At 41.2% G+C, this 20,347-nt stretch carries 19 protein-coding genes and 1 tRNA gene; 9 read left to right on the top strand and 11 right to left on the bottom strand.

Annotation, left to right across the window (positions count from 1 at the left end):
* Positions 1-47 precede the first annotated feature (47 nt).
* The 4 genes from E7Z79_RS06710 to E7Z79_RS06725 are packed head-to-tail and all read left to right on the top strand — an operon-like array spanning position 48 to position 4,355.
* Positions 48-1,424: a formylmethanofuran dehydrogenase subunit B gene (locus E7Z79_RS06710; protein ID WP_303739195.1), complete on the top strand. Its 1,377-nt coding sequence runs from the start codon at positions 48-50 to the stop codon at positions 1,422-1,424.
* Positions 1,425-1,431: 7 nt separating this feature from the next.
* On the top strand, positions 1,432-3,150 hold the full coding sequence (locus E7Z79_RS06715) for a formylmethanofuran dehydrogenase subunit A (protein WP_303739212.1): 1,719 nt from the start codon (positions 1,432-1,434) through the stop codon (positions 3,148-3,150).
* A gap of 2 nt (positions 3,151-3,152) precedes the next feature.
* A complete protein-coding gene (locus E7Z79_RS06720; protein WP_303739196.1) occupies positions 3,153-4,028 on the top strand; it encodes a formylmethanofuran dehydrogenase subunit C in 876 nt (291 codons plus the stop codon).
* Positions 4,029-4,064: 36 nt separating this feature from the next.
* Entirely contained in the window at positions 4,065-4,355 is a 291-nt protein-coding gene (locus E7Z79_RS06725) for a DUF2097 domain-containing protein (protein WP_303739197.1), read from the top strand.
* 75 nt (positions 4,356-4,430) lie between these two features.
* Here E7Z79_RS06725 and E7Z79_RS06730 read toward each other — a convergent pair whose 3' ends face one another.
* From E7Z79_RS06730 to E7Z79_RS06745, 4 genes are all read right to left on the bottom strand, one after another.
* Positions 4,431-6,113 (bottom strand): DUF128 domain-containing protein, encoded by a 1,683-nt coding sequence (locus tag E7Z79_RS06730; protein WP_303739198.1) that lies wholly within the window; start codon positions 6,111-6,113, stop codon positions 4,431-4,433.
* Positions 6,114-6,149: 36 nt separating this feature from the next.
* The gene (gene glnA / locus E7Z79_RS06735) at positions 6,150-7,508 is read right to left on the bottom strand and encodes a type I glutamate--ammonia ligase (RefSeq protein ID WP_303739199.1); all 1,359 of its coding nucleotides are present in this window, start codon (positions 7,506-7,508) and stop codon (positions 6,150-6,152) included.
* Between the two features lie 239 nt (positions 7,509-7,747).
* Positions 7,748-8,914 (bottom strand): aldo/keto reductase, encoded by a 1,167-nt coding sequence (locus E7Z79_RS06740; protein ID WP_303739200.1) that lies wholly within the window; start codon positions 8,912-8,914, stop codon positions 7,748-7,750.
* A gap of 108 nt (positions 8,915-9,022) precedes the next feature.
* Positions 9,023-9,132 (bottom strand) — tRNA-Met (locus E7Z79_RS06745).
* Between the two features lie 197 nt (positions 9,133-9,329).
* Here E7Z79_RS06745 and ahcY point away from each other — a divergent pair.
* Entirely contained in the window at positions 9,330-10,580 is a 1,251-nt protein-coding gene (gene ahcY / locus E7Z79_RS06750; RefSeq protein ID WP_303739201.1) for an adenosylhomocysteinase, read from the top strand.
* A gap of 25 nt (positions 10,581-10,605) precedes the next feature.
* Entirely contained in the window at positions 10,606-11,256 is a 651-nt protein-coding gene (locus tag E7Z79_RS06755) for a DUF2119 domain-containing protein (protein WP_303739202.1), read from the top strand.
* Positions 11,257-11,533: 277 nt separating this feature from the next.
* On the opposite strand, the gene fen is transcribed toward E7Z79_RS06755, so the two are convergent.
* Genes fen through cyaB form a run of 7 tightly spaced genes read right to left on the bottom strand, consistent with a single transcriptional unit; the run spans position 11,534 to position 17,250 of the window.
* Positions 11,534-12,517 (bottom strand): flap endonuclease-1, encoded by a 984-nt coding sequence (gene fen, locus E7Z79_RS06760; RefSeq protein ID WP_303739203.1) that lies wholly within the window; start codon positions 12,515-12,517, stop codon positions 11,534-11,536.
* 9 nt (positions 12,518-12,526) lie between these two features.
* Entirely contained in the window at positions 12,527-13,093 is a 567-nt protein-coding gene (locus E7Z79_RS06765; protein ID WP_303739204.1) for a chorismate lyase, read from the bottom strand.
* An 8-nt stretch (positions 13,094-13,101) separates the two neighbouring features.
* Entirely contained in the window at positions 13,102-13,662 is a 561-nt protein-coding gene (locus E7Z79_RS06770) for a chorismate lyase (protein ID WP_303739205.1), read from the bottom strand.
* An 8-nt stretch (positions 13,663-13,670) separates the two neighbouring features.
* Positions 13,671-14,234: a chorismate pyruvate-lyase family protein gene (locus E7Z79_RS06775; protein WP_303739206.1), complete on the bottom strand. Its 564-nt coding sequence runs from the start codon at positions 14,232-14,234 to the stop codon at positions 13,671-13,673.
* A gap of 8 nt (positions 14,235-14,242) precedes the next feature.
* Complete coding sequence (gene hacA / locus E7Z79_RS06780; protein ID WP_303739207.1) at positions 14,243-15,496, bottom strand: homoaconitase large subunit; 1,254 nt, start codon at positions 15,494-15,496, stop codon at positions 14,243-14,245.
* A gap of 9 nt (positions 15,497-15,505) precedes the next feature.
* Entirely contained in the window at positions 15,506-16,669 is a 1,164-nt protein-coding gene (locus tag E7Z79_RS06785) for a homocitrate synthase family protein (RefSeq protein ID WP_303739208.1), read from the bottom strand.
* Positions 16,670-16,710: 41 nt separating this feature from the next.
* Positions 16,711-17,250, bottom strand: a complete 540-nt coding sequence (gene cyaB / locus E7Z79_RS06790) for a class IV adenylate cyclase (RefSeq protein WP_303739209.1) — start codon at positions 17,248-17,250, stop codon at positions 16,711-16,713.
* 566 nt (positions 17,251-17,816) lie between these two features.
* On the opposite strand from cyaB, the gene E7Z79_RS06795 reads away from it, so the two are divergent.
* Genes E7Z79_RS06795 through E7Z79_RS06805 form a run of 3 tightly spaced genes read left to right on the top strand, consistent with a single transcriptional unit; the run spans position 17,817 to position 20,220 of the window.
* A complete protein-coding gene (locus E7Z79_RS06795; RefSeq protein ID WP_292792009.1) occupies positions 17,817-18,362 on the top strand; it encodes a TATA-box-binding protein in 546 nt (181 codons plus the stop codon).
* 12 nt (positions 18,363-18,374) lie between these two features.
* The gene (serB, locus tag E7Z79_RS06800) at positions 18,375-20,015 is read left to right on the top strand and encodes a phosphoserine phosphatase SerB (protein WP_303739210.1); all 1,641 of its coding nucleotides are present in this window, start codon (positions 18,375-18,377) and stop codon (positions 20,013-20,015) included.
* 43 nt (positions 20,016-20,058) lie between these two features.
* Complete coding sequence (locus E7Z79_RS06805) at positions 20,059-20,220, top strand: hypothetical protein (protein WP_303739211.1); 162 nt, start codon at positions 20,059-20,061, stop codon at positions 20,218-20,220.
* Positions 20,221-20,347: the final 127 nt, after the last annotated feature.

A 20,347-nucleotide genomic window follows, 5' to 3' on the forward strand; every position in this document is an offset into this window, starting at 1 on the left:
TGAATTACCTGTTTATCACGGACGTAAATGGGAGGAGTTGATTGACCATGACTTATGAACCACCTGTAACTGATTATGATCACATTGTTGAAAATTGTACCTGTGCATTCTGTGGTTGTAACTGTGACGACCTCGACTACTTAGTAAAAGACGGTCACGTAGTTGCTGTAAGACACGCATGCAGATTAGGGGCAAGTAAAATTATGGAAGATATGGACCAAAGATTACTTGTTCCAATGATTAGGGATGAAAACGGAGAACTCAAAGAAGTTGACTGGGATACCGCTTTAGACAAAGCTGCTGAATACATCGCTAATTCCATCAGACCTGTATTCTACGGATGGTCTGAAACTTCCACCGAAACCATGAAAGAAGGTGTAGCATTAGGTGAATACATCGGTGCTGTATTAGACAACCAAGCTACCATCTGTCACGGACCTTCTCTCCAAGCTGTGCAAAACGCAGGTTACCCTATTCAAACTTTAGGAGAAGTTCAAAACAGAGCAGACATGCTCGTTTACTCTGGAAGTAACGCTATGAACTCTCACCCAAGACACATGGCAAGATACGCTGTGTTCTGTAGAGGATACTTCAGACAAAGAGGAAGATTCGACAGAACTGTTGTTACCATGGATCCAAAATTCTCCGATACTGCTAAATGTTCAGACAAATGGATTGGATTTGAACAAAACGGAGACTACGGTTTCTACAACGCTATCAGAGCTGTCTTAAGAGGAAAAGAATTATACCAAGATGTAATTTCCGGAATTCCTAAAGAAGACATTTACGAATTAGCAGAAGAAATGAAAAACGCTGAATTCGGTGTTCTCTTCTTCGGTTTAGGTTTAACCCACACATTATCCAAACAAAGAAACATTGATATTGCAATTAAAATGGTACAAGACCTAAACAAATACAGTAAATGGGGACTTACTCCAATGAGAGGTCACTTTAACGTAAACGGATTCAACATTTTCATGGCATTCGAATGTGGTTTCGCTTTCGGTGTTGACTACTGTAGAGGTTACCCAAGATATATGATGGGTGAAACCAACACCATCGACTTGCTCGTAAGGAAAGAACCAGACTGTTTCATGGTTATTGCAGCTGACCCAGGTGCTCACTTCCCTAACGGAGCAAACCAACACTTAGCTGACATTCCTGTTATTCAAATCGATATCCACTGGGGTCCATCAACCGAATTGGCTGATGTAGTATTACCAGGTTCATTCATTGGTGTAGAATGTGGCGGTACCAGTTATCGTATGGATGGAGTGCCTATCTTCATGAAGAAAGCTATCGACAAACCAGAAACCTGTCGTGATGATGAATGGATTGTCCGTGAATTGAAAGAAAGAGTAATGAAACTCAGAGAAGAGACAAACGCACTTCCAAAATATGTGCCAAATCCAAATGCATTATAAAGGTGATATAATGGAATATATTCTTAAAAATGGTATTGTCTACGACCCAGCTAATGAGATTAACGGGGAAAAGATGGACGTCATGTTCAAAGACGGAATTATTGTAGATAATGTTTCTGCAGATGCTGAAGTCTTAGACGTTACCGATAAAATAGTCATGCCAGCAGGTGTTGACCCTCACGCACACATTGCAGGTCCTAAATTAGTTGTTGGAAGGTTATACAGACCTGAAGATTCCAGAAGAGGTGTTACTCAAAAAACCAAAGTATTAAGATCAGAATCTGGATTCTCCATTCCAAGTTGTCCTGCAACTGGTTACAGATACTCAAGATTAGGTTACGGTACTGTTGTAGAAGCAGCTATGCCTCCTCTTGAAGCAAAACACACTCACGAAGAAATTGCTACCATTCCACAAATCGATATTCCAGCTATGCCGTTATTCGGTAACAACTGGTTCGTAATGGAATACGCAAAAGATAACAATATTGAAGACATCGCAGCATTCGTAGCTGCATGGTTAAAACTTACCAAAGGTTACGGAATCAAAATCGTAAACCCATGTGGAAGTGAAGCATGGGGATGGGGTATGAACGTACACGGTGTAAACGACAAAGCACCTTACTTTGACGTAACTTCCAAAGAAGTTGTTGTTGCACTCGCAAAAGCTAACGAAATGTTAAACTTACCTCACTCTATTCACATTCACCCTAACGACTTAGGACACCCTGGTAACGTACCAACTACTATCGAAACCATGGAAGCTGTTAAAGACGTTAAAAAAGGTTCAAAAGCAGCAGAAATCAGAGACCAAATCATGCACGTCTGCCACTTGCAATTCCACTCCTACACAGGAAACAGCTGGAAAGATGCAGCATCCGGTGCTGAAGAAGTTGCTAAATACATCAACAAAAACGACCACATCACCTGTGACGTAGGTCAAGTAACTTTAGATGAAACCACAACCATGACAGCAGACGCTCCTATGGAATACGATTTATTCAAATTATCTGGTTTAAAATGGGCTAACAAAGACATTGAATGTGAAACTGCAGCAGGTATCATCCCATGTATTTACTCAGGAAGAACCCCTGTAAGTTCCTTACAATGGGCTATCGGTCTTGAATTGTTCTTACACATTGACGACCCATGGAAAGTATGTTTAACTACTGACCACCCTAACGCAGGACCTTTCATCAGATATCCTAGAATCATCTCCTGGTTGATGAGTAACACCAGAAGAATGGAAATGATCGAAACTGGTGAAGTTCACAAATGGGCAGAAAAAAGAACAACTCTTGCAACTCTCGACAGAGAATACGATTTCTACGATATTGCAACTATTTCAAGAGCTGCTCCAGCTAAAATCTACGGATTCACCGATAAAGGTGCACTTACTCCTGGATACAGAGCAGACATTGCAGTATACGACATAAATCCTAATGATATTGACCCATCCAGACAATATGCTGAAATCGAAAAAGGTTTCAATGTAGCTGACTACACAATCAAAGATGGTCAAATCTTAGTAAAAGACAAAGAAATTGTAAAAGTTAAAGAAAGTCAAAACGTTTGGGTTAACGTACAAGGATGGGAGAAAAACGAAGAAAAAGTTATCAACAACATTATGCCATTCTTTACTCAATACTACTCAGTCAAATGGGAAAACTACCCAGTACACGACCACTACGTATCCAACCCAATTAGAATAGACGTTGACGGTAAATAGGGGTGTTTAATTTGAAAACAATAACATTTGATCAAATCAAAACTTCTTCAATCGCTTTAGAATTCGATGAATTAATTCCTGATGAAATTTATTCATGGACCGAAGCAGATTTCGCAAAATATCAAGTTCCTATTGGAAACTCCAGATTCCCATTAACCGACTTCTTCAAAGTAACTGTTGAAGGGGAAGCTAACGGACCTGATGAAGTTGAAATGATTATAAACGGTGATTTAAACAGAGTAAAATACATCGGTTGTAAAATGAGCGGCGGAAACATCGTATGTAACAGCAGTGTAGATTTACACGTTGGTGCTGAAATGTCCGGTGGTTCCATTCTCGTTAAAGGTAACGCAGCAGCTCACGCAGGTAGAGAAATGTCTGGAGGATACCTTGAGATTGAAGGAAATACCAAAGAGTTCACTGGTGCTTCATACATCGGTGAATGGAGAGGTATGACCGGAGGACAAATTGTTGTCGGCGGTAACGCTGGTAAACAATGTGGTGAATGTTTAACTGGAGGTAAAATCCACGTTAAAGGTAACTGTGACATCTTAGCAGGTATTCACATGACCAAAGGTGTCATTGAAATTGACGGTGACGTAAACCGTTGGCCTGGAGGTCAAATGAAAAACGGTAACATCATCATCCACGGATTCCTCGGAAGATTACTCGAAGGATTTGTCCTCAACGGTATCGTTGTAGATCCTGAAGTTGAAGGAGTTACATACGAAGGTAAATATATCCAATATACTGGAGATATCGGTCTTAACGGTAAAGGTAACCTTTACTTAGACGCTGAAGCTAACAAAGAAAAATTAGCTAGCTACGGCGAATTAGACGACGAATATACTTCAATCAGAGAATACAGGAATTTATAATTCCTTTCTCTTTTTTCTTTTTTTTAAGGCGATAGCATGGTAGAAGAAGTACAAATGACAGTGGAAGACGCAATCGAATACGTCAGAAACGAGGTAAAAGTTGGAGACGTTTTGGAAATTTCCTATAATCGTATCTATGCTCCTGGTGACGTTTTAGGTTTCACTGAAGAAGATGAAGAAACCGGTGAAGGTTTCAGAGTCGGTTTGCAATTAAATGGTGAGATTTTAAATCAGGCAGTTGAAATTGACTTCAAAGAGATTGCCGATGATTTAATTGAAATGCGCCATATCAATGACGAAAAAGAACTGATCATTGAAATACTTTAAACTCTCTTTTTTTCTATTAATTTTTTCTTTTCTATTTCCCACGGAAAAATAATTTTGTTCGTAATCATACAAACGTTATAACCTTTCCATCTTTTCGAAAGGCAGAATCTTTTCAAGGGCCTTTACCTGAATCGGAATGCCGCTTTCCTTTACAGCACCGATTGAATTGAGCCCTCCGCCTGTGATGACTCCGAAATTGTAGTTGTCTACCTTGGAATTGTAGACCAGTTCCCTAGGCTTTCCGATCTTGTAGATGGAAAATCCGATATTGTTCAGGATTTCGAGAAGCTCAACCGCATGGTCCCTTGATATGTATGGGATTTCCTTGACGCTCGCCAGTACCTTGCTCGGACCGTTTTCTCCGGTGATGGAGGTCATGTTCTTTGAGAGAAATATCTTATGCGGATCAAGGGTTGTGCCGCTGTATGAAATCAGGTCAATGAATAGCGGCGGTTCGGTAAGCTCAAGCAGTCCGCTGTATGTGGGATTGCTCTTGATTCCGTTGTTTATAAGAATTCCATCAATGCTCAGGCTGCAGATTGTAGCTATTCCAACCAGATCATCATTTTCCGGATGTTCGACAAGTTTGTAGTATGGATTGATGTATTTTGGTGAATTGTTATAGGTTTCCTCCATTACGGACAGCGCATCGTCTATGTTGTCCCTGTGGACGTATGAGACATTGGCAATGATGTCTCCCTTCTGCTTTTCGACATCAAAGTTGACCTGCTGAATCAGGTTGAGTGATTTTGAAAGGACAAGTGATATCTTTTCTGTGCTGTCGTTTTTCGGCATCTCCAACTGAGGGAACACTTCTGTTGTTATCGGTTTTAGTGAGTTGAAATCATAAAGGGTTTCGCCTACCCTCAAATCGATATCCTCTCCCAATTCTTTCACGGCACAGAATGGTGTTATTCCTCCTATTACTGCGATTCCAACCATTCCGTCAGGCACAGGCAATCCTAAAAGGTCCTTTCCTTCCTCGGATATTCCTATTACTCCGCCAATTCCTATCCTTTCCAGCTCATGGATGATTTCAAGTGTCCTTTCCCGTGCGATTCCAGGTATCAGTCTGAAGTTTGCCGGAATCAGTCCGGTTCCCTTTGTTATCACGTCAAGAACTGATGTCAAATCGGAGTTTGCAAATGCGTCGAGAGGTGTTACGGATGTCTTCTTGTAGGAAATCGTTTCCGTGAACTTGACTGGCCGGTTGTTTTCTATTTTCAGGAGCCCTCCGTATTGCGGTTGTGTCGGAATTCCTTCCTTCAGGAGTATCCCGTCTATTGTTGTTCCGCATATTGTGGTGACTTCGATTTCACCAGTGGTTTTATCTTCATTTATATTAACGTAAGGACTAACAGAAAGACCACTTTTATAAATTTCTTTCATTATATTGATCGATTCTTTGTTATAAATGGTTGAAGTATTGACAACAACATTTCCCTGTTGTGTCATATATGTGAAGTCAGTTAAATAAATCAGTTCTTCAAATTTTGAATAGATGAAATCGACCTGGTCATAGATCAGTCCCTTTTCAAGCTTTTCCCTGCCCAAATCCGTAATGACTCTTCCTGAATAACCTTTCTTTTCGGTATATCCCTTCTCATCCAGGATTTGCATATGATATCTGACGGCACGCTCTCCCAGGTTAAATCCCTTCTCCTTAAGCTCATCGGCTATTACCTTTGAGCCGGTAGGATCGTCCTTCTTGGCAAGCACCCTTAGAATTTCAATCATCCTATATTCAGATTCGGACATGTGAAGCACCCAAAAAATAAAAAATTGATATTTGGATTAGATATCCAAATACTTTCTTTGTTCGTATCCGAATACCTGAACACGGTATTCGTCCCATTCCTGATATTTGAGTTCCAGGAACTTTTCACTTATGTGAGGACCCAGCGCATTCAGTATGAGCGGATCTTCCTCAAGGGAGTGGTAAGCTTCCCACAGACTTGTAGGCAGAACTTCAATTCCTCTTGATTCCCTTTCCTCTTCGCTCATGCTGTAGATGTCGTCCTCTACAGGTTCTCCAGGGTCAATCTTGTTGACTATTCCGTCAATACCTGCCTCAAGCATTACGGTAAATGCGAGATATGGGTTACATGCAGGGTCAGGTGACCTGTATTCGATACGGGTTGCCTTTCCACGTGCTGCAGGCACTCTGATGAGCGCTGATCTGTTTCTGAAACCGTATGCCATGTAAACCGGTGCCTCATAACCCGGAACCAGACGTTTGTATGAGTTTACAATAGGGTTGGTGATTGCTGTGATTGCACGGGCATGCTTGAGCAATCCTCCCATGAAGTGAATTGCATCCTTTGAAAGTCCGGTTTCTGAATCAGGGTCTGAGAAAAGGTTTCTGTCTCCTTTGAACACTGACTGGTGGCAGTGCATTCCACTTCCGCTCACACCAAAGAACGGTTTAGGCATGAATGTCACCCTGTAGTCCATCTGGTCAAAGGTAGCCATGTTGTCTACAATAGCCTTGATAGCCTGTTTGAATGTGATTACGGCATCCGCTGTTTTGAGGGCGTCCTTGAACTTGAATGCGATTTCGTTCTGGCCCGGCGCCACTTCGTGGTGTGATGCCTCGACTTCAAAGTCAAGGTCTTCCAGGTTAAGTGTCAATTCGCGTCTGAAGTCAGGTCCTTTGTCCAGAGGTTCCACATCGAAGTATCCTGCTTCGTCGTATGGCATCGGATATCCGTTCTCGTCAATGTCCACAATGAAAAATTCCGGTTCCGGACCGATGTTGTACTGAAGTCCCTTGTCTGCCAGGTGTGCCAGGGACTTTTTGAGAATTCCCCTTGGGTCTCCTATGAAAGGTTCTCTGTCGGCTGTCCATACGTCACATATGAATCTGCAGGTTGCGGACTCTTCAGGCCTCCATGAAAGCCTGGAATATGTGTTGATGTCTGGTTTCAGGACCAGGTCACTTTCATTGATTCCGACAAATCCTGCGATTGATGATCCGTCAAAGAGCATTCCTTCATTGAACAATTCGCTCATGTCGTCCTTTCCGTTGAATGGAATGACGATGTTTTTTACGGTACCGTTAATGTCAACAAACTGCAGACGGATAAACTTAATGTTGTCCTCTCTCATCTGTTCTGAAATTCTTTCAATTTTTTCTTCTGGGATATCGCTCATTAAAATCAAGCTCCAATAAATATTAAATAATCGGAAAACATCTTCCTATCAAAAATATATTTCCATTTCGTTGTATATAAACTTTTATATATCTTTGAATTCTTTTATTTTTATTATCTTGACTTTTAAGTTTTGTTTTTTAAAATAAACATATTTTAATCAATTTAAAATTTTACATTTTGATGTTCAATTTCATTTAAAAAAAGAGAAAATATTTGATTTTGTGGTATCAAATATAATCAAAAGTGGTCGAATTCATCTCCGAAGTATTCATAAACCTTTTCAAGCTCTTCGGGAATGTTTATCATTTGGGTGCAGAACGGTATGCACTCTCCACAGTCAACGCAGCAGTCAGCCCTTGAATCCTCATCGATCAGTGAGAAATACTGCATAGCACTGGCCTTGGGATTGTCCATCATATGGGCAATGTTGTACTCGGTAAAGCAGTTTATGATGTCCACGCCGTGAGGGCATGGCATGCAGTAGCCGCAGCGTGTGCATCTGTTTCCGAGATATGTCCTGTATGTTCTTGCAACCTCCCTTATGAGCTCCTGGTCGTTTTCGGAAATTGTGTCTATTCTTGAAGCTATTTCGATGTTCTGCTTGACCTGCTCAAGGCTTGTCATTCCGCTGAAGACGCAGTCGACATCGTCCCTGTTCCACAGGTATTGAAGGGCCCATTCTACAGGTGTCCTTTTGGTTTCGGCCTGATTCCAAAGATTCTCTATGTCATTCGGAATGTTTTGAACAAGCCTTCCTCCCCTCAACGGTTCCATGATCATGCTTCCAATGCCAATTTCCTTGAGATAGTCCAGCCCCATGATTCCTGACTGGTAGTACTCGTCCAGATAGTTCATCTGGGTCATGGCAACCTCCCATTTCGGATATTCGTCAAGGATTTCAATGAAGTAGTCGACCTCAATGTGTGATGAGAAGCCCACATGCTTCACCCTTCCGTCTGAGAGGACATCATCAAGAAAGTCCAATACGTCCAGGCCCTTCACTTTCTCCCAGTCCGGAACGGTCAGTGAATGAAGCAGGTAAATGTCAATATGGTCGGTCTGAAGCTTTTCGAGCTGCTCTGTGAGGTAACGCTCAAAGTCTCCCTTTTCCTCTATCGCCCATGAGGGGGATTTTGTCTGCAGAATTATCTCATCCCTTAATGTGTTTTCTGTGAGAAATTCGCCTAGAAACTTTTCGCTCTCTCCGTTTCCGTCCAGACCCTGTGAATGGTAAGGGTATGCGGTATCGATTATGTTGACTCCGTTTTCAATGGCATACTTCAACATTTTTGACGCTTCGACCTTGTCTATATCGGCATTGTTCGCTTTTGTTGGAAGCCTCATTGTTCCAAAGCCTAGCCTTGAAACCTCAAGATTAGTCTTTCCAAGTCTGTTATATATCATTTCAAATCCTCAAATGGTAATTTGTAAAAAAAACTATAAAATTGTTATGATTTGAAAAATTGCACTGAAAAAATAGTATTTAGATGGATATATTCCTGGGATTTAGGATGCCGGGGGCGGGATTCGAACCCGCGATCTCACGGTATCCCAGGAATAAGCTAGAGCACTGCTTTATTACCCTATGAGCCGTGCGCTCTAACCAGCTGAGCCACCCCGGCATCTAACAAATATATATATTTTCATCATTACATTTAAAGGTTTTGTTTTTTGAGGGATTTTTGGTGAAGAGTGGAAGTCTTTGGAAAAATAATTTAACTGACATGTTATTTTCATTATTTCATGCACTGCAAAAAAAGTTATATTTAATAACCTACAAGTCAAAAAATTAAACATTAACAATTAATTTGATGATATTATGAGTAAAGTAAAAGACATGTCACTAGCACCTGAAGGTGTAAGAAAAATCGAATGGGTTCAAAAACACATGCCTGTTTTGGAATCCATCAAAAAGGAATACGAAGAAACTCAACCGTTCAAAGGAATTACAATAGGCTCATGCCTGCACCTGGAACCAAAAACAATCAATCTTGGATTAACTCTGATGGCAGGTGGAGCTGAAGTCGCAATGACCGGATGCAACCCACTGTCCACCCATGACGATGCAGTTGCAGGAGCAGCCGATTTGGGATTGAACGTTTACGGTTGGAGAGAACAGGACGATGAGGAATACTATCAGACCATCAACATGGTGCTTGATCATAAGCCTGACATAATCATCGACGACGGAGCGGACATGATTATGGTGCTTCACAACGAAAGAAAAGAGTTGCTGAGCCACATCAAAGGTGCATGTGAGGAAACCACAACCGGTGTACACAGGCTTCAGGCAATGCATGCCGACGGCGCATTGAAATTCCCTGTCATTGCCGTTAATGATGCTTATACCAAATACCTATTTGACAACCGTTACGGAACCGGACAGTCAAGCTTCGATGCAATCATGGGAACAACCAACATGGTGATTGCCGGTAAGACTGTAGTCGTGTGCGGTTACGGATGGTGCGGCCGTGGATTGGCATTAAGGGCAGCAGGTCTTGGTGCTGACGTGATCGTAACTGAAGTTGACCCAATCCGTGCGCTTGAGGCAAGGATGGACGGATACCGTGTAATGACCATTCGCGAAGCTGTAAAACAGGCTGATTTAATCATTACCGTAACCGGAAATGCAGATATCATCTGTGGCGATGACTTCAAGTACATGAAGGACGGATGTATGCTTGCAAACTCAGGACACTTCAATGTGGAAATCAACCGTCCTGACCTCGAAGCGATTTCAACCGATGTCAAAGAGGTCCGTGAAAGTATTGAGGAGTTCACCACCAAGGATGGACGCAAAATCTATCTTTTGGCTGACGGTCGTTTGGTAAACCTTTCAGCGGCACGTGGACAAGGACATCCTGCAGAAATCATGGACATGAGCTTTGCAGTTCAGGCATTGTCTGCAAAACACATCCTTGAAAACGACTTGCCTGTAGGCGTCACCAAAGCACCTGATGAGATTGACTACACCGTAGCAAGCATGAAACTTGACGCTATGGGAATTGAAATCGACTCATTGACCGACAAACAAAAAGCTTACATGGCAAACTGGCAAGAAGGAACATAGGTTCCTTCCAAACTTATTTTTTTTTATGTCCTATTTCAGATACATCGACAACGGCAAGGGGCCGACCAAACTGTTCATTGGCGGGGTCCATGGAAATGAGGGTGTGACCTCACTTAAGTTCCTGAAGCGCATTGACATTGAAGATTTGTCGCCCGGACAGTTCTATTTTTATAATTTCGACAAGACTGAATATATCTCTACAATAAAAAAGGAATATTACGAATCCGAACTTGGGAAAAAGATTCTGGATTTGATCGGTGAGCTGCAGCCGGATTTCTACACTGAGCTACACTGCTACAACCTTAAAAACTTTGAGAAGCTGACTTCGATGGAGAGGTATAGAAAAACAGGAATTCCTCCATTGATAAAGCTTGGAAATCATATATTGGTCTCATCTGTATCTCCTTTAATTAGAATGACCTATTTTACAACAGATACAGTCTGCAAGACACTTGAATTTCCATGTTTTGAAAAGCTGACACCAGAAATCATTGATGAATACGGCTTTGATAAGGATCTGGCCACTGAAACATATGAGGATTTGCTCAGGCTGATTTTAAAGTCACCTTCACGTGAACATTTTGAAAAAGAAATGATTAAAAGCCACAGGGAGCAGGTTCACTTGGCCATGAAATATGCAGAAAAAGTTTTCGGCAGCGATTTCCCGCCGTATTAAGTATTGATGGTTTCCGGGTTATGTGGTGGTGAGAAACCATCAACACCTTGGATTCTATAGAATATATTGAATAATGAAATTGGCGTTCACCGTCCCCTTGACAGCTGCCATTTCTAAAGTGTTTGTTATACAATCTGGGGTCTGTGGTGGTAGATTGTATAGGGTATACTCAATATTTAGAATCCTATTTATACTATTTTTTAACTAGTATTTAAAAATTTCTTAATGTAAAATATATACGATTTAGATACATGGCATGTTATTTAATTCATTTTGTTCAAAACCATGCATCCAGACTTCCCTGTGATGAATTGAGATTTTTGAGTCTGTCTGACGCTTTTGATACACGGTCTTCTGAAAATCCGTGTTCGTAGCATAAAAATTCAATGATCTTGTCCTTTTGCGGCTTTTCCCATTTTATCTCATAATCGGTATTTACGTTATGCTTCAGGAATATGTCGCGCACTTCATTAAGGTCATGTGATGATTCGTTTTGAAGTTCAGCAAGTTTCTCTTCAAGCTTGCCGTTGTGAGCCAGCTTCAGTGCTGTTTTTGCGCCTACGCCCTTGAGTCCTTCGCAGAAGTCTGTGCCTATGAGGATTCCCATGTCGACAAGCTGCTCCCTAGTCACATTCAGCTGCCTGAGGACCTTGTCCAGCTGGTAATATTCAAGGTTTCCAAGGTTTGATGAAACCGCAAGGTTTCTCACAACCCTTTTTGCTCCAAACAGAAGACAGTCATAATCCTGTGATGCGACTGCATATGCGTCTCCGTTTGCAACCAGGTAGGCCGCCTGGGCCTCTCCTTCGCCTTTGGCCTCAACATAAGGTATTCCCATATATGTCAGGAGCTTTTTGGATGATTCGATTATTTCAGGTGACAGCTTTGATGATCTCATTGCAAACTTGCGGGCCTTTTCGGTGTCTCCCTGCCTGAGGGCTTCCTTGTAAATCTGCTCTGCCTCTTCTCGCACTTCCCGCCTTTTTGCCTGGGTTTCGCTTTTGAGTTCAGGTGCCTTTCCGTCAAAGATATAGATTGGCTTTATGTCCTTTTCAACCATTGCTGAGTTTCTGTATAGAATTCCGCTCAGGTGTGATGTGACGTTTCCGTTTTCATCGGTAAGTGGCCTTCCGTCCCTCTGCCTGATTGTTGAGAGGAACTGGTAAAGCGTGTTGAAAGCATCGATTGACACGACCCTTCCTTCCAAATCCTTGAATGTGATTTGTTCCGGTTCCACTATATCCTTAAGCTTAACACCCATGCTTGCACCTCACATATTGTCTGAAAAATAGCTGATTGGGAATGATTCTTTGGTCCAGATTATTATTTCGTCATTTTCTATGACGATATAGTTGCGTGTCACAAAGTCCTCGTTCATATTGAACAGTTCCCTCAGGGTTGCATCAGGCTTTTCGATGTAGATATGCTGTATTTCACGTCTGCTTTCGACCTGATGTATTTTCAAGATCTTGCCTAATGGTATTTCCCCGTCCAGGATGTCCTTTCGTGCTTCCTCTTTGCATTTGTCCAGTACAATCAGGGATAGGGCATAGATTAGTGGCTGTCCCCTTCTGTGGATGATCACTTCACGGTAGTTCAGCTCATCGCCTTCGGGGATGTTGACCAATTGGGCCTTTTCCTTGTCTGCCTTTTCAAGGTGTCTGCTTATTGTGAAGATGCTCACCTTTCCATAAAGCACATCCAATATTGCGGTGATTGATCCTTCAACTGTCAAAAGCACTTTCTGGGTATTTGAGAATTTTATGCCTTTTTCTTTTTCGATCTCCTTCAATCTTCGGCTCAGTTCGTTTTTGACTATTTTTCCTTCGAATTTCATTTGCATCACTATTCTTTAAAGTAGCTTAACGGATATGCTTCCTTGGTCCATATTCCTATTTCATTGTTGTGGGTTATTAGGTAGTCACGGCAAAGCATATACTCGTCTGTCTTGAACAGTTCCTTGAGTGTCGGGCTTGGTTTTTCTATTGAAATGTTCTTTATTGTGATAAAGGTTTCTATGACGTTTTTATCTAGGATTCTTCCTGTGGTAAGACGTTCATTCATTAAATCTTCAAAAATTTGTTCACTGCATCTTGATGTCGGTATGTATGAAAGTGTATAAACTAGAGGGCGACCGTTCTTGTACACTATGACTTCGCGATAGTCTATCTCCTCTCCGGGTTCCATTTGAAGCAGTTTGGCTTTTTCTTCATCTGCCTTTTCCAGATGCTGGTCGAGTATGAAGAGATGGACCTCTCCGTACAGCACATCCAGGAGAGTGGTTAGGGGTCCATGTTCGCACAGGAGTATCTTTTGGGTTGTTGAAATGGTAGTGTCATATTCTTCTTCAAGTTCCATTATCCTATCTCGGAGCTTATTTTCCATTACATTTCCTTTGAATTTCATTTCAATCACTATATCTCAGTAAAGTAGCTTACAGGAAACATTTCCTTAATCCACATCAGTATTTCGTCGTCATGTATAATCACGTAATCCCTTGCAAGGAAGTCCTCGTCAGTCTTGAAGAGTTCTTGAAGTTTTGGATTTGCCTTTTCGATGAATATGTTCCTGACTTCCCTTCTGGATTCGATCTTGTAATTTTTAAGTATTCTTCCAATCGGTATGTCTGCCCTCAGCAGATCTGAGCAGATTTCCTCACTGCACCTTCCAAGCGGCACATGTGAGATTGCATATATCAGGGGCTGCTCGTCCTTGTGCATTAGGACCTCTCTGAAATTGATTTCATCGCCTGCTTCGACATTAACCAGTTTTGCATGGCTTTCATCGGCTATTCCGAAATGCTGGTCGAGTGTAATCAGGCTTATCTTTCCGTATAGCACGTCAAGGATTGCTGTTATTGAGCCGTCTGTTGTTAGCAGAATCTTCTGTGTGTTGGAAAATGTCTTGCCGTAGTCATTTTCCAGGTCTTCCATCTTTTCGATGAGTCTTTTGTTGGCTTCGTTCTTGTCTTTTGTCATTTTTATCACTAAAGGTCTTTTGGATTTGTAATTGTTCCTGTAATTGCTGAAGCTGCAACTACCTTTGAATTTGACAGGTAAACTTCGGATTTAGGGTCTCCCATCCTTCCCTTGAAGTTCCTGTTTGTTGTTGAGATGCAGGATTCTCCCTCGGACAATACACCCATGTGTCCTCCTAGGCAAGGTCCGCAGCCGGGATTGCAGATGATTGCGCCTGCGTCGATGAATGTGTTGATGTATCCAAGCTCTATGGCCTGCTTGTAGATTTCCCTTGAGGCCGGAAGTATGAGCAATCTGATGCTGTCGTCGATTTTATTGCCTTCAAGGATTTTTGCAGCATCCTCCAGGTCTGAAAGCCTTCCGTTTGTGCATGAGCCTATCAGGCACTGGTCAACGGATGTGCCTTCGATTTTTGATATGTCCTTGACATTGTCCACGTCATTAGGGCATGCTATCTGCGGCTCGAGGTTGGCTATGTCAAAGTCAAGCTCCCTTTCATAGCTTGCGTCCGCGTCGGACCTGACTATGTTCAGCTGTGATTCGCTTTTGCCTGTCCTCTGGCAGATGTAGTCTATTACTTCCCTGTTCGGTTCCATTATTCCGTTTTTGGCTCCCATCTCGATAGCCATGTTGCACATTGTAGCCCTTCCTTCAACGCCCATGTTCTCTATGGTCTCGCCGCAGAACTCAGCGGTCTTGTATGTGGCGCCGGCTATTCCTATTGTGCCTATTATGTTCAGTATTATGTCCTTCGGAGCGATGTAGTCATTCATTTTTCCTGTGACGTTCATCCTTATCGCTTCGGGAACCATGAACCATGTCTTTCCGGTTGCCCAAACCATCGCAAGGTCGGTTGCACCCATTCCTGTTGAGAACGCTCCGAAAGCTCCGTAGGTACATGTGTGTGAATCTGCGCCCACAATGACCTTTCCGGGTTCAACAAGGCCCATCTCCGGAACGACCTGGTGGCAGATTCCTTCGCCGTGAATGTAGTTTTTTGTGATATTCTGCTTTTTGATGAACTCACGGCAAACCTTCTGGAATTCGGCTGAACCGATGGTGTTTGCCGGAACGTTGTGGTCGAATATTATCGCTATCTTTTCAGGGTCCCATACCTTGTCGGTAATCTTTTCGAATGTCTTTATTGCAGGTGGGCTTGTTCCGTCGTGGGACATTGCAAGATCCACCGGAATCTCGATGATTTCGCCCGGTGTGACCTCATGGCCCGCCTTTGCGGAAAGTATCTTTTCAGTAATGTTCATAATCATAACCTATTTTTTAGTGTTTTTCACTATTTCCTTGAATACCTGATCGTTGATGTATTTTCCTTCTTCCCTTTGCTTTTTGACCTGCCTTACGATTTCAATCAGTTCGTCATCGCTAACGTCAAGCTCGCATTCGTTGAGCTTGGCTCTTACTGCCCTGCAGCCTGAATGCTTTCCAAGCACCAGCTGGCGTTTCTGGCCGACAAGCTCAGGAAGGTACGGTTCGTAGCACAGCGGCTCCTCTATGACCGCATCGACATGGATTCCGGATTCGTGTCTGAAGACGTTGTTTCCAACAACCGGCTTGTTGTATGGAATAGGAAGTCCGCTTGCCTTTGACACAAGGTCTGAAAGCTCCTTGATGTATTTGGTCTTGAATCCGTAGTCCTTTCCGTAGAGGATTTTCATTGCCATGATAAGCTCTTCAAGGGAGGCGTTTCCTGCCCTTTCACCGATTCCGTTGACGGTGGTTGACACTGCCTTTGCACCTGCAAGCACACCGACGATTGAGTTTATGACGGCAAGTCCGAAGTCGTTGTGGAGGTGAACGGCAAGGTCAAGCTTCAGGTCCTTTGTGAGTTCCCTTACAAGATAGTCGATACCCTGAGGGGTGATTGCACCTGTTGTGTCTGCAATGTGAACCCTGTCGGCTCCGCACTCTTCAGCTTTGCCGTAGATTCTCTTCAGGAACTCTATGTCTGTTCTTGTTGCGTCCTCTGCTGAAAATGCAACGAAAAGCCCATGGTCCTTTGCATAGTCCACTGCGGTTTCACACAGGTTTATGGCATCCTGCCTTGTGATGTGCATCTTGTGGTCAAGGTGGATGTCTGATGTTCCCACAAATGTGATTACCCCGTCCACGTCACAGTCAAGGGCTGCGTCTATGTCTTCAGGCTTTGTTCTTGTAAGACCCAGGATTGTGGCGTCAAGGCCTTCGTTTGCTATTGCCTTTACGCTTTCCTTCTCCTTTTCTGAAACAATCGGGAAACCTGCCTCAATCTGATGGATCTTGAACTGGTCAAGCTTTCTTGCTATTTCAAGCTTTTCATCGAAACTGAAGCATACTCCAGGGGTCTGTTCGCCGTCCCTTAGTGTTGTATCATATATGGTAATGTCTTCAGGGAATGTCAGTTCGCATTCTTTGTTATAATGACTTATAAAATATTGCAAAATATCACTCTAAAATTTTTAATATTAATATATAATATTTGTCAGTATTCATTATTTAATGTTTCTAATAGTTCCATATATGAGGTTCTCTCAAAGCCGTCAGTGATTCCCAATCTTTCAAAGAGCTTGAAAATTTCGTCCTGAGCTTCGGTATAGTCATCGCTGTCGCTCAATGCGATTTCTATTTCCATATATGGCGGAAGGCCTTCGACATCGTCAAGTGATATTTCAAAGTTTTCGAACTGGTAGTATCGGCGGCTTTTCCTGACGGTTCTTGCCGGCTTGAAGCCGATTTCGGTGAATATGTCGCTTGCCTTTTCAGCGCTTTCGATGCTCATCTCGACTTCCTTTCTGGTCTTTGCCTTGTCGTTGAGCTTCGGACCCTTGTATGTTATGAATGTGTCATTGTCTGTTGTCCTGATTCTTAAGGCCTCGTCGGTCTGGGCAAAGTCAACTATAGGGCTTTGAAAGTAGATGTCCTCCTGGATTTCTGTCTTTGTTTTTTTTGCACCCAGACTTTCAAGCCTCTTTTCCATTTCCTCAAAGCTATCGATCCTAGCTTTCACTTCAACTTCAATCATGGTATCAATTTTTTAATTTTTTTCTTATTGAATTATATGATTTCCAAATTTAAAAAATTTTCAATCATGTGCAATTTTCACTTATATTTTGTCGGCTCTGCAGGTCGGATGCTGTCTGCGGTCATTCATAATGGGAATCTAATGACTGGCATATTTTAGGCAATGTTATCGGATGGCCGTAATTGGAAATTCATATTTTCCGTAAAGAATCTATGACATTGTTTAAATGGGGAAGTTATTTATTTAAAATTGATTTTGATTTTTGGATTTTTTTAAATATTCCTTAAAAAGAGTCTGTCTATTTGATTTTGGTGATGTAATGCTGAAATTCAGTAACATTTATAAATACCTATTATCAATACATGAATTTGAATTTCATTTATAAAGGGGCCTTGATTTCAAAAATTTAAAATTTTCAAATTTTTTAAAAAATGTAAAATAATTTCCAAATAAACATACCTTTATATACTATTTAAATAATATATTTAACTAGTAAAAATTTAACTAATTTTTTGTTTTCTTAAATTTTACTATTCTACTTTTAAAAATGAATTGGAGGTTTTAAATTGACCGATGTTGATATTAAAATTGAAAACATTGTTGCTTCTGCAAGCATTGGAAAGGACATCGTCTTGACTGAAGTGTCCGAAGCTTTAGAAGGGGTTAATTTTAATCGTGAACAGTTTCCGGGATTAGTATTTAAGCTAAAAGATCCCAAAACAGCAGCATTAATATTTAGCTCTGGTAAGCTTGTTTGTACTGGAGCAAAATCTATAGATGATTCCAAATTGGCAATCAAGAAAACTGTAGATTTGATGAGGACTATCGATACTGAAATTCCTCATGAATTTGACATTAAAATTCAAAACATCGTGGCTTCTGCGAATTTAGAATCCACATTAAATTTAGAAGCGGTAGCTTTGGAATTAGAAGACACTGAATACGAACCTGAACAATTTCCGGGTTTAGTATACAGGTTATCCGACCCTAAAGTGGTCTTATTATTATTTGGTTCCGGTAAGGTTGTTTGTACCGGTGCAAAAACCAAAGATGACGCTAAATTAGGCGTCGAAAGAGCTTACGACAGATTAAGTGAGCTAGATTTAATATAATTGGTGGTATTATTGATTAAACTTGTAGTATTTGACTTAGATAACGTTATTATTGATGGTGAAGCAATAGATGAGATAGGTAAATTAGCAAATGTTGAAGATGACATAGCTGAAATCACTGAAAAGGCTATGCAAGGTGAAATTGACTTTGAAACTTCCATTAAAGACAGAGTACAACTTCTCGAAGGAACTTCCATTGAAGAAATCGAAAAAGTTGCCGAAGATCTTCCATTAATGCCTGGAGCTTGCAAAACCATCAAATGTCTAAAAGATAAAGGTGTAGATGTAGCTATCATTAGTGGTAGTTTTGATGTAGTGGCTGATAAAGTATCTGATAAACTTGGAGTTGACACAGTTTATACAAATAGTTTCACAGTCGAAGATGGTAAATTAACTGGCGAAGTGACTGGTCCTCTCGTATCCGGTTCCAAACTGGACGTATTGAAAGACCACGTCGAAGAAGCAGGAATTACTTTGGATGAAGTAGTTGCTGTTGGAGATGGCGCTAACGACATTTCCATGATCGAATCAGCAGGATGCGGAATTGCATTCAATGCAAAAGACTCCGTTAAAGAAATTGCTGATGTTGTAGTAGAGGAAAAAGACTTGTGCAAAGTCTTATGTGAAATCTGTAATCAATTAACCACTGATGATGCTGAAGAAGAAACTGTAGAAGAAGAAGTAGAAGCTCAAGAAGCTGAAAGCGATGCTGAAACCGAAGAAGAAGTTCAAGAAGTAGAAGCTGAAGAGGAAGCTGCTGAAGAAACCGAAGAAGCTGAAGCTGAAGAAGAAGCTCCTGAAGAAAAACCTGAATTTGTTCTTGCTGACACCATGGAAGGTGTAAGAAAACAAAAAGATGAAAAAGAAGCTGAAATCGCTAAAGTTGCTGAAGAAAGGGAAGAGTTCAACAAAACAGCTCGTGAACAACGTAAAATCAGAGATGAATTAAACGCTTCCTTAAAAGAAAACCTAAACAAGGCTATTGAATACAGAAACGAGCGTAATGAAATCAACAAAGAAGTTGAAGCTGCTAAAAAAGCTCGTAATGAAGCAAACAACAAAATCAAAAGTCTTGAATGGAATTCAGGCAAACGTAACAAAGTGAAAATCGAAAACGAAATCAAAAAGATTGATAAAATCATTGAAACTCGCGTTCTCGATATCAAAAAAGAAAATCAGCTTGTTAAAAATGCCAACGACTTAAGAAAACAGTTAATGGAAATTCATGAAGATGAATCCGTTAAGGCTGAAGCTGACGAGCTCAGGAAACAATCCGAAGAGGAACACGAAAAAGTTATTGAACTTTCCGAAAAAGCTCAAGCAGCTCACGAAGAAATGCTTAAATACTTCAGAAAAACCGATGACATCAGAACTGCAGCTGACGAAGCTCACAAAAACTTTGTTGAAGCACGCAGAAATGCATCTGCAAAACATGAAGAATTCAAAGCTATCTTAAGTGATATCCATGTTATCAACAAGAAGTTAGGTTCCAACAAACCTAAACGCAGAAAATCAGATAACAAAGGATCTTCCGGCGGTAACAAAAACCGTGAAGAAAGGCAAAGAGCTCAAGAAATCTTTGATAAATTCAAACAAGGTGGAAAAGTCTCTACTGAAGAGATTTTACTCTTGCAAAAATATAATATAGGTTAAACTCGTTTAACCTTACCATTTTCTTTTTTTTTAAGGTTTTAGCATGGCAGAAGAAAAGATTGAAACCTGCTTTATCTGCGGCAAGAAGTTCGACATGAACAAGGCGGATCTGGCTTATTACCGTAACGGCAAATATCCGATCTGTGATTTTTGCGCTGATTTTTACAGATTTTATGGAGAAGATTTAACTCCTAAAAAAGAATAATTTTTTTTTTTAATTGGATTAGGGTTTAGATAACCTACTAATCTAGATTTTTTACAATCTTGAGGGCCTCGTCGATTACCTGCCACATGTCGAAGTACTGGTACATTCCAAGCCTTCCTCCGAAAAT

It is taken from the genome of Methanobrevibacter thaueri, assembly GCF_015062905.1.
Classification (GTDB): domain Archaea; phylum Methanobacteriota; class Methanobacteria; order Methanobacteriales; family Methanobacteriaceae; genus Methanocatella; species Methanocatella thaueri_A.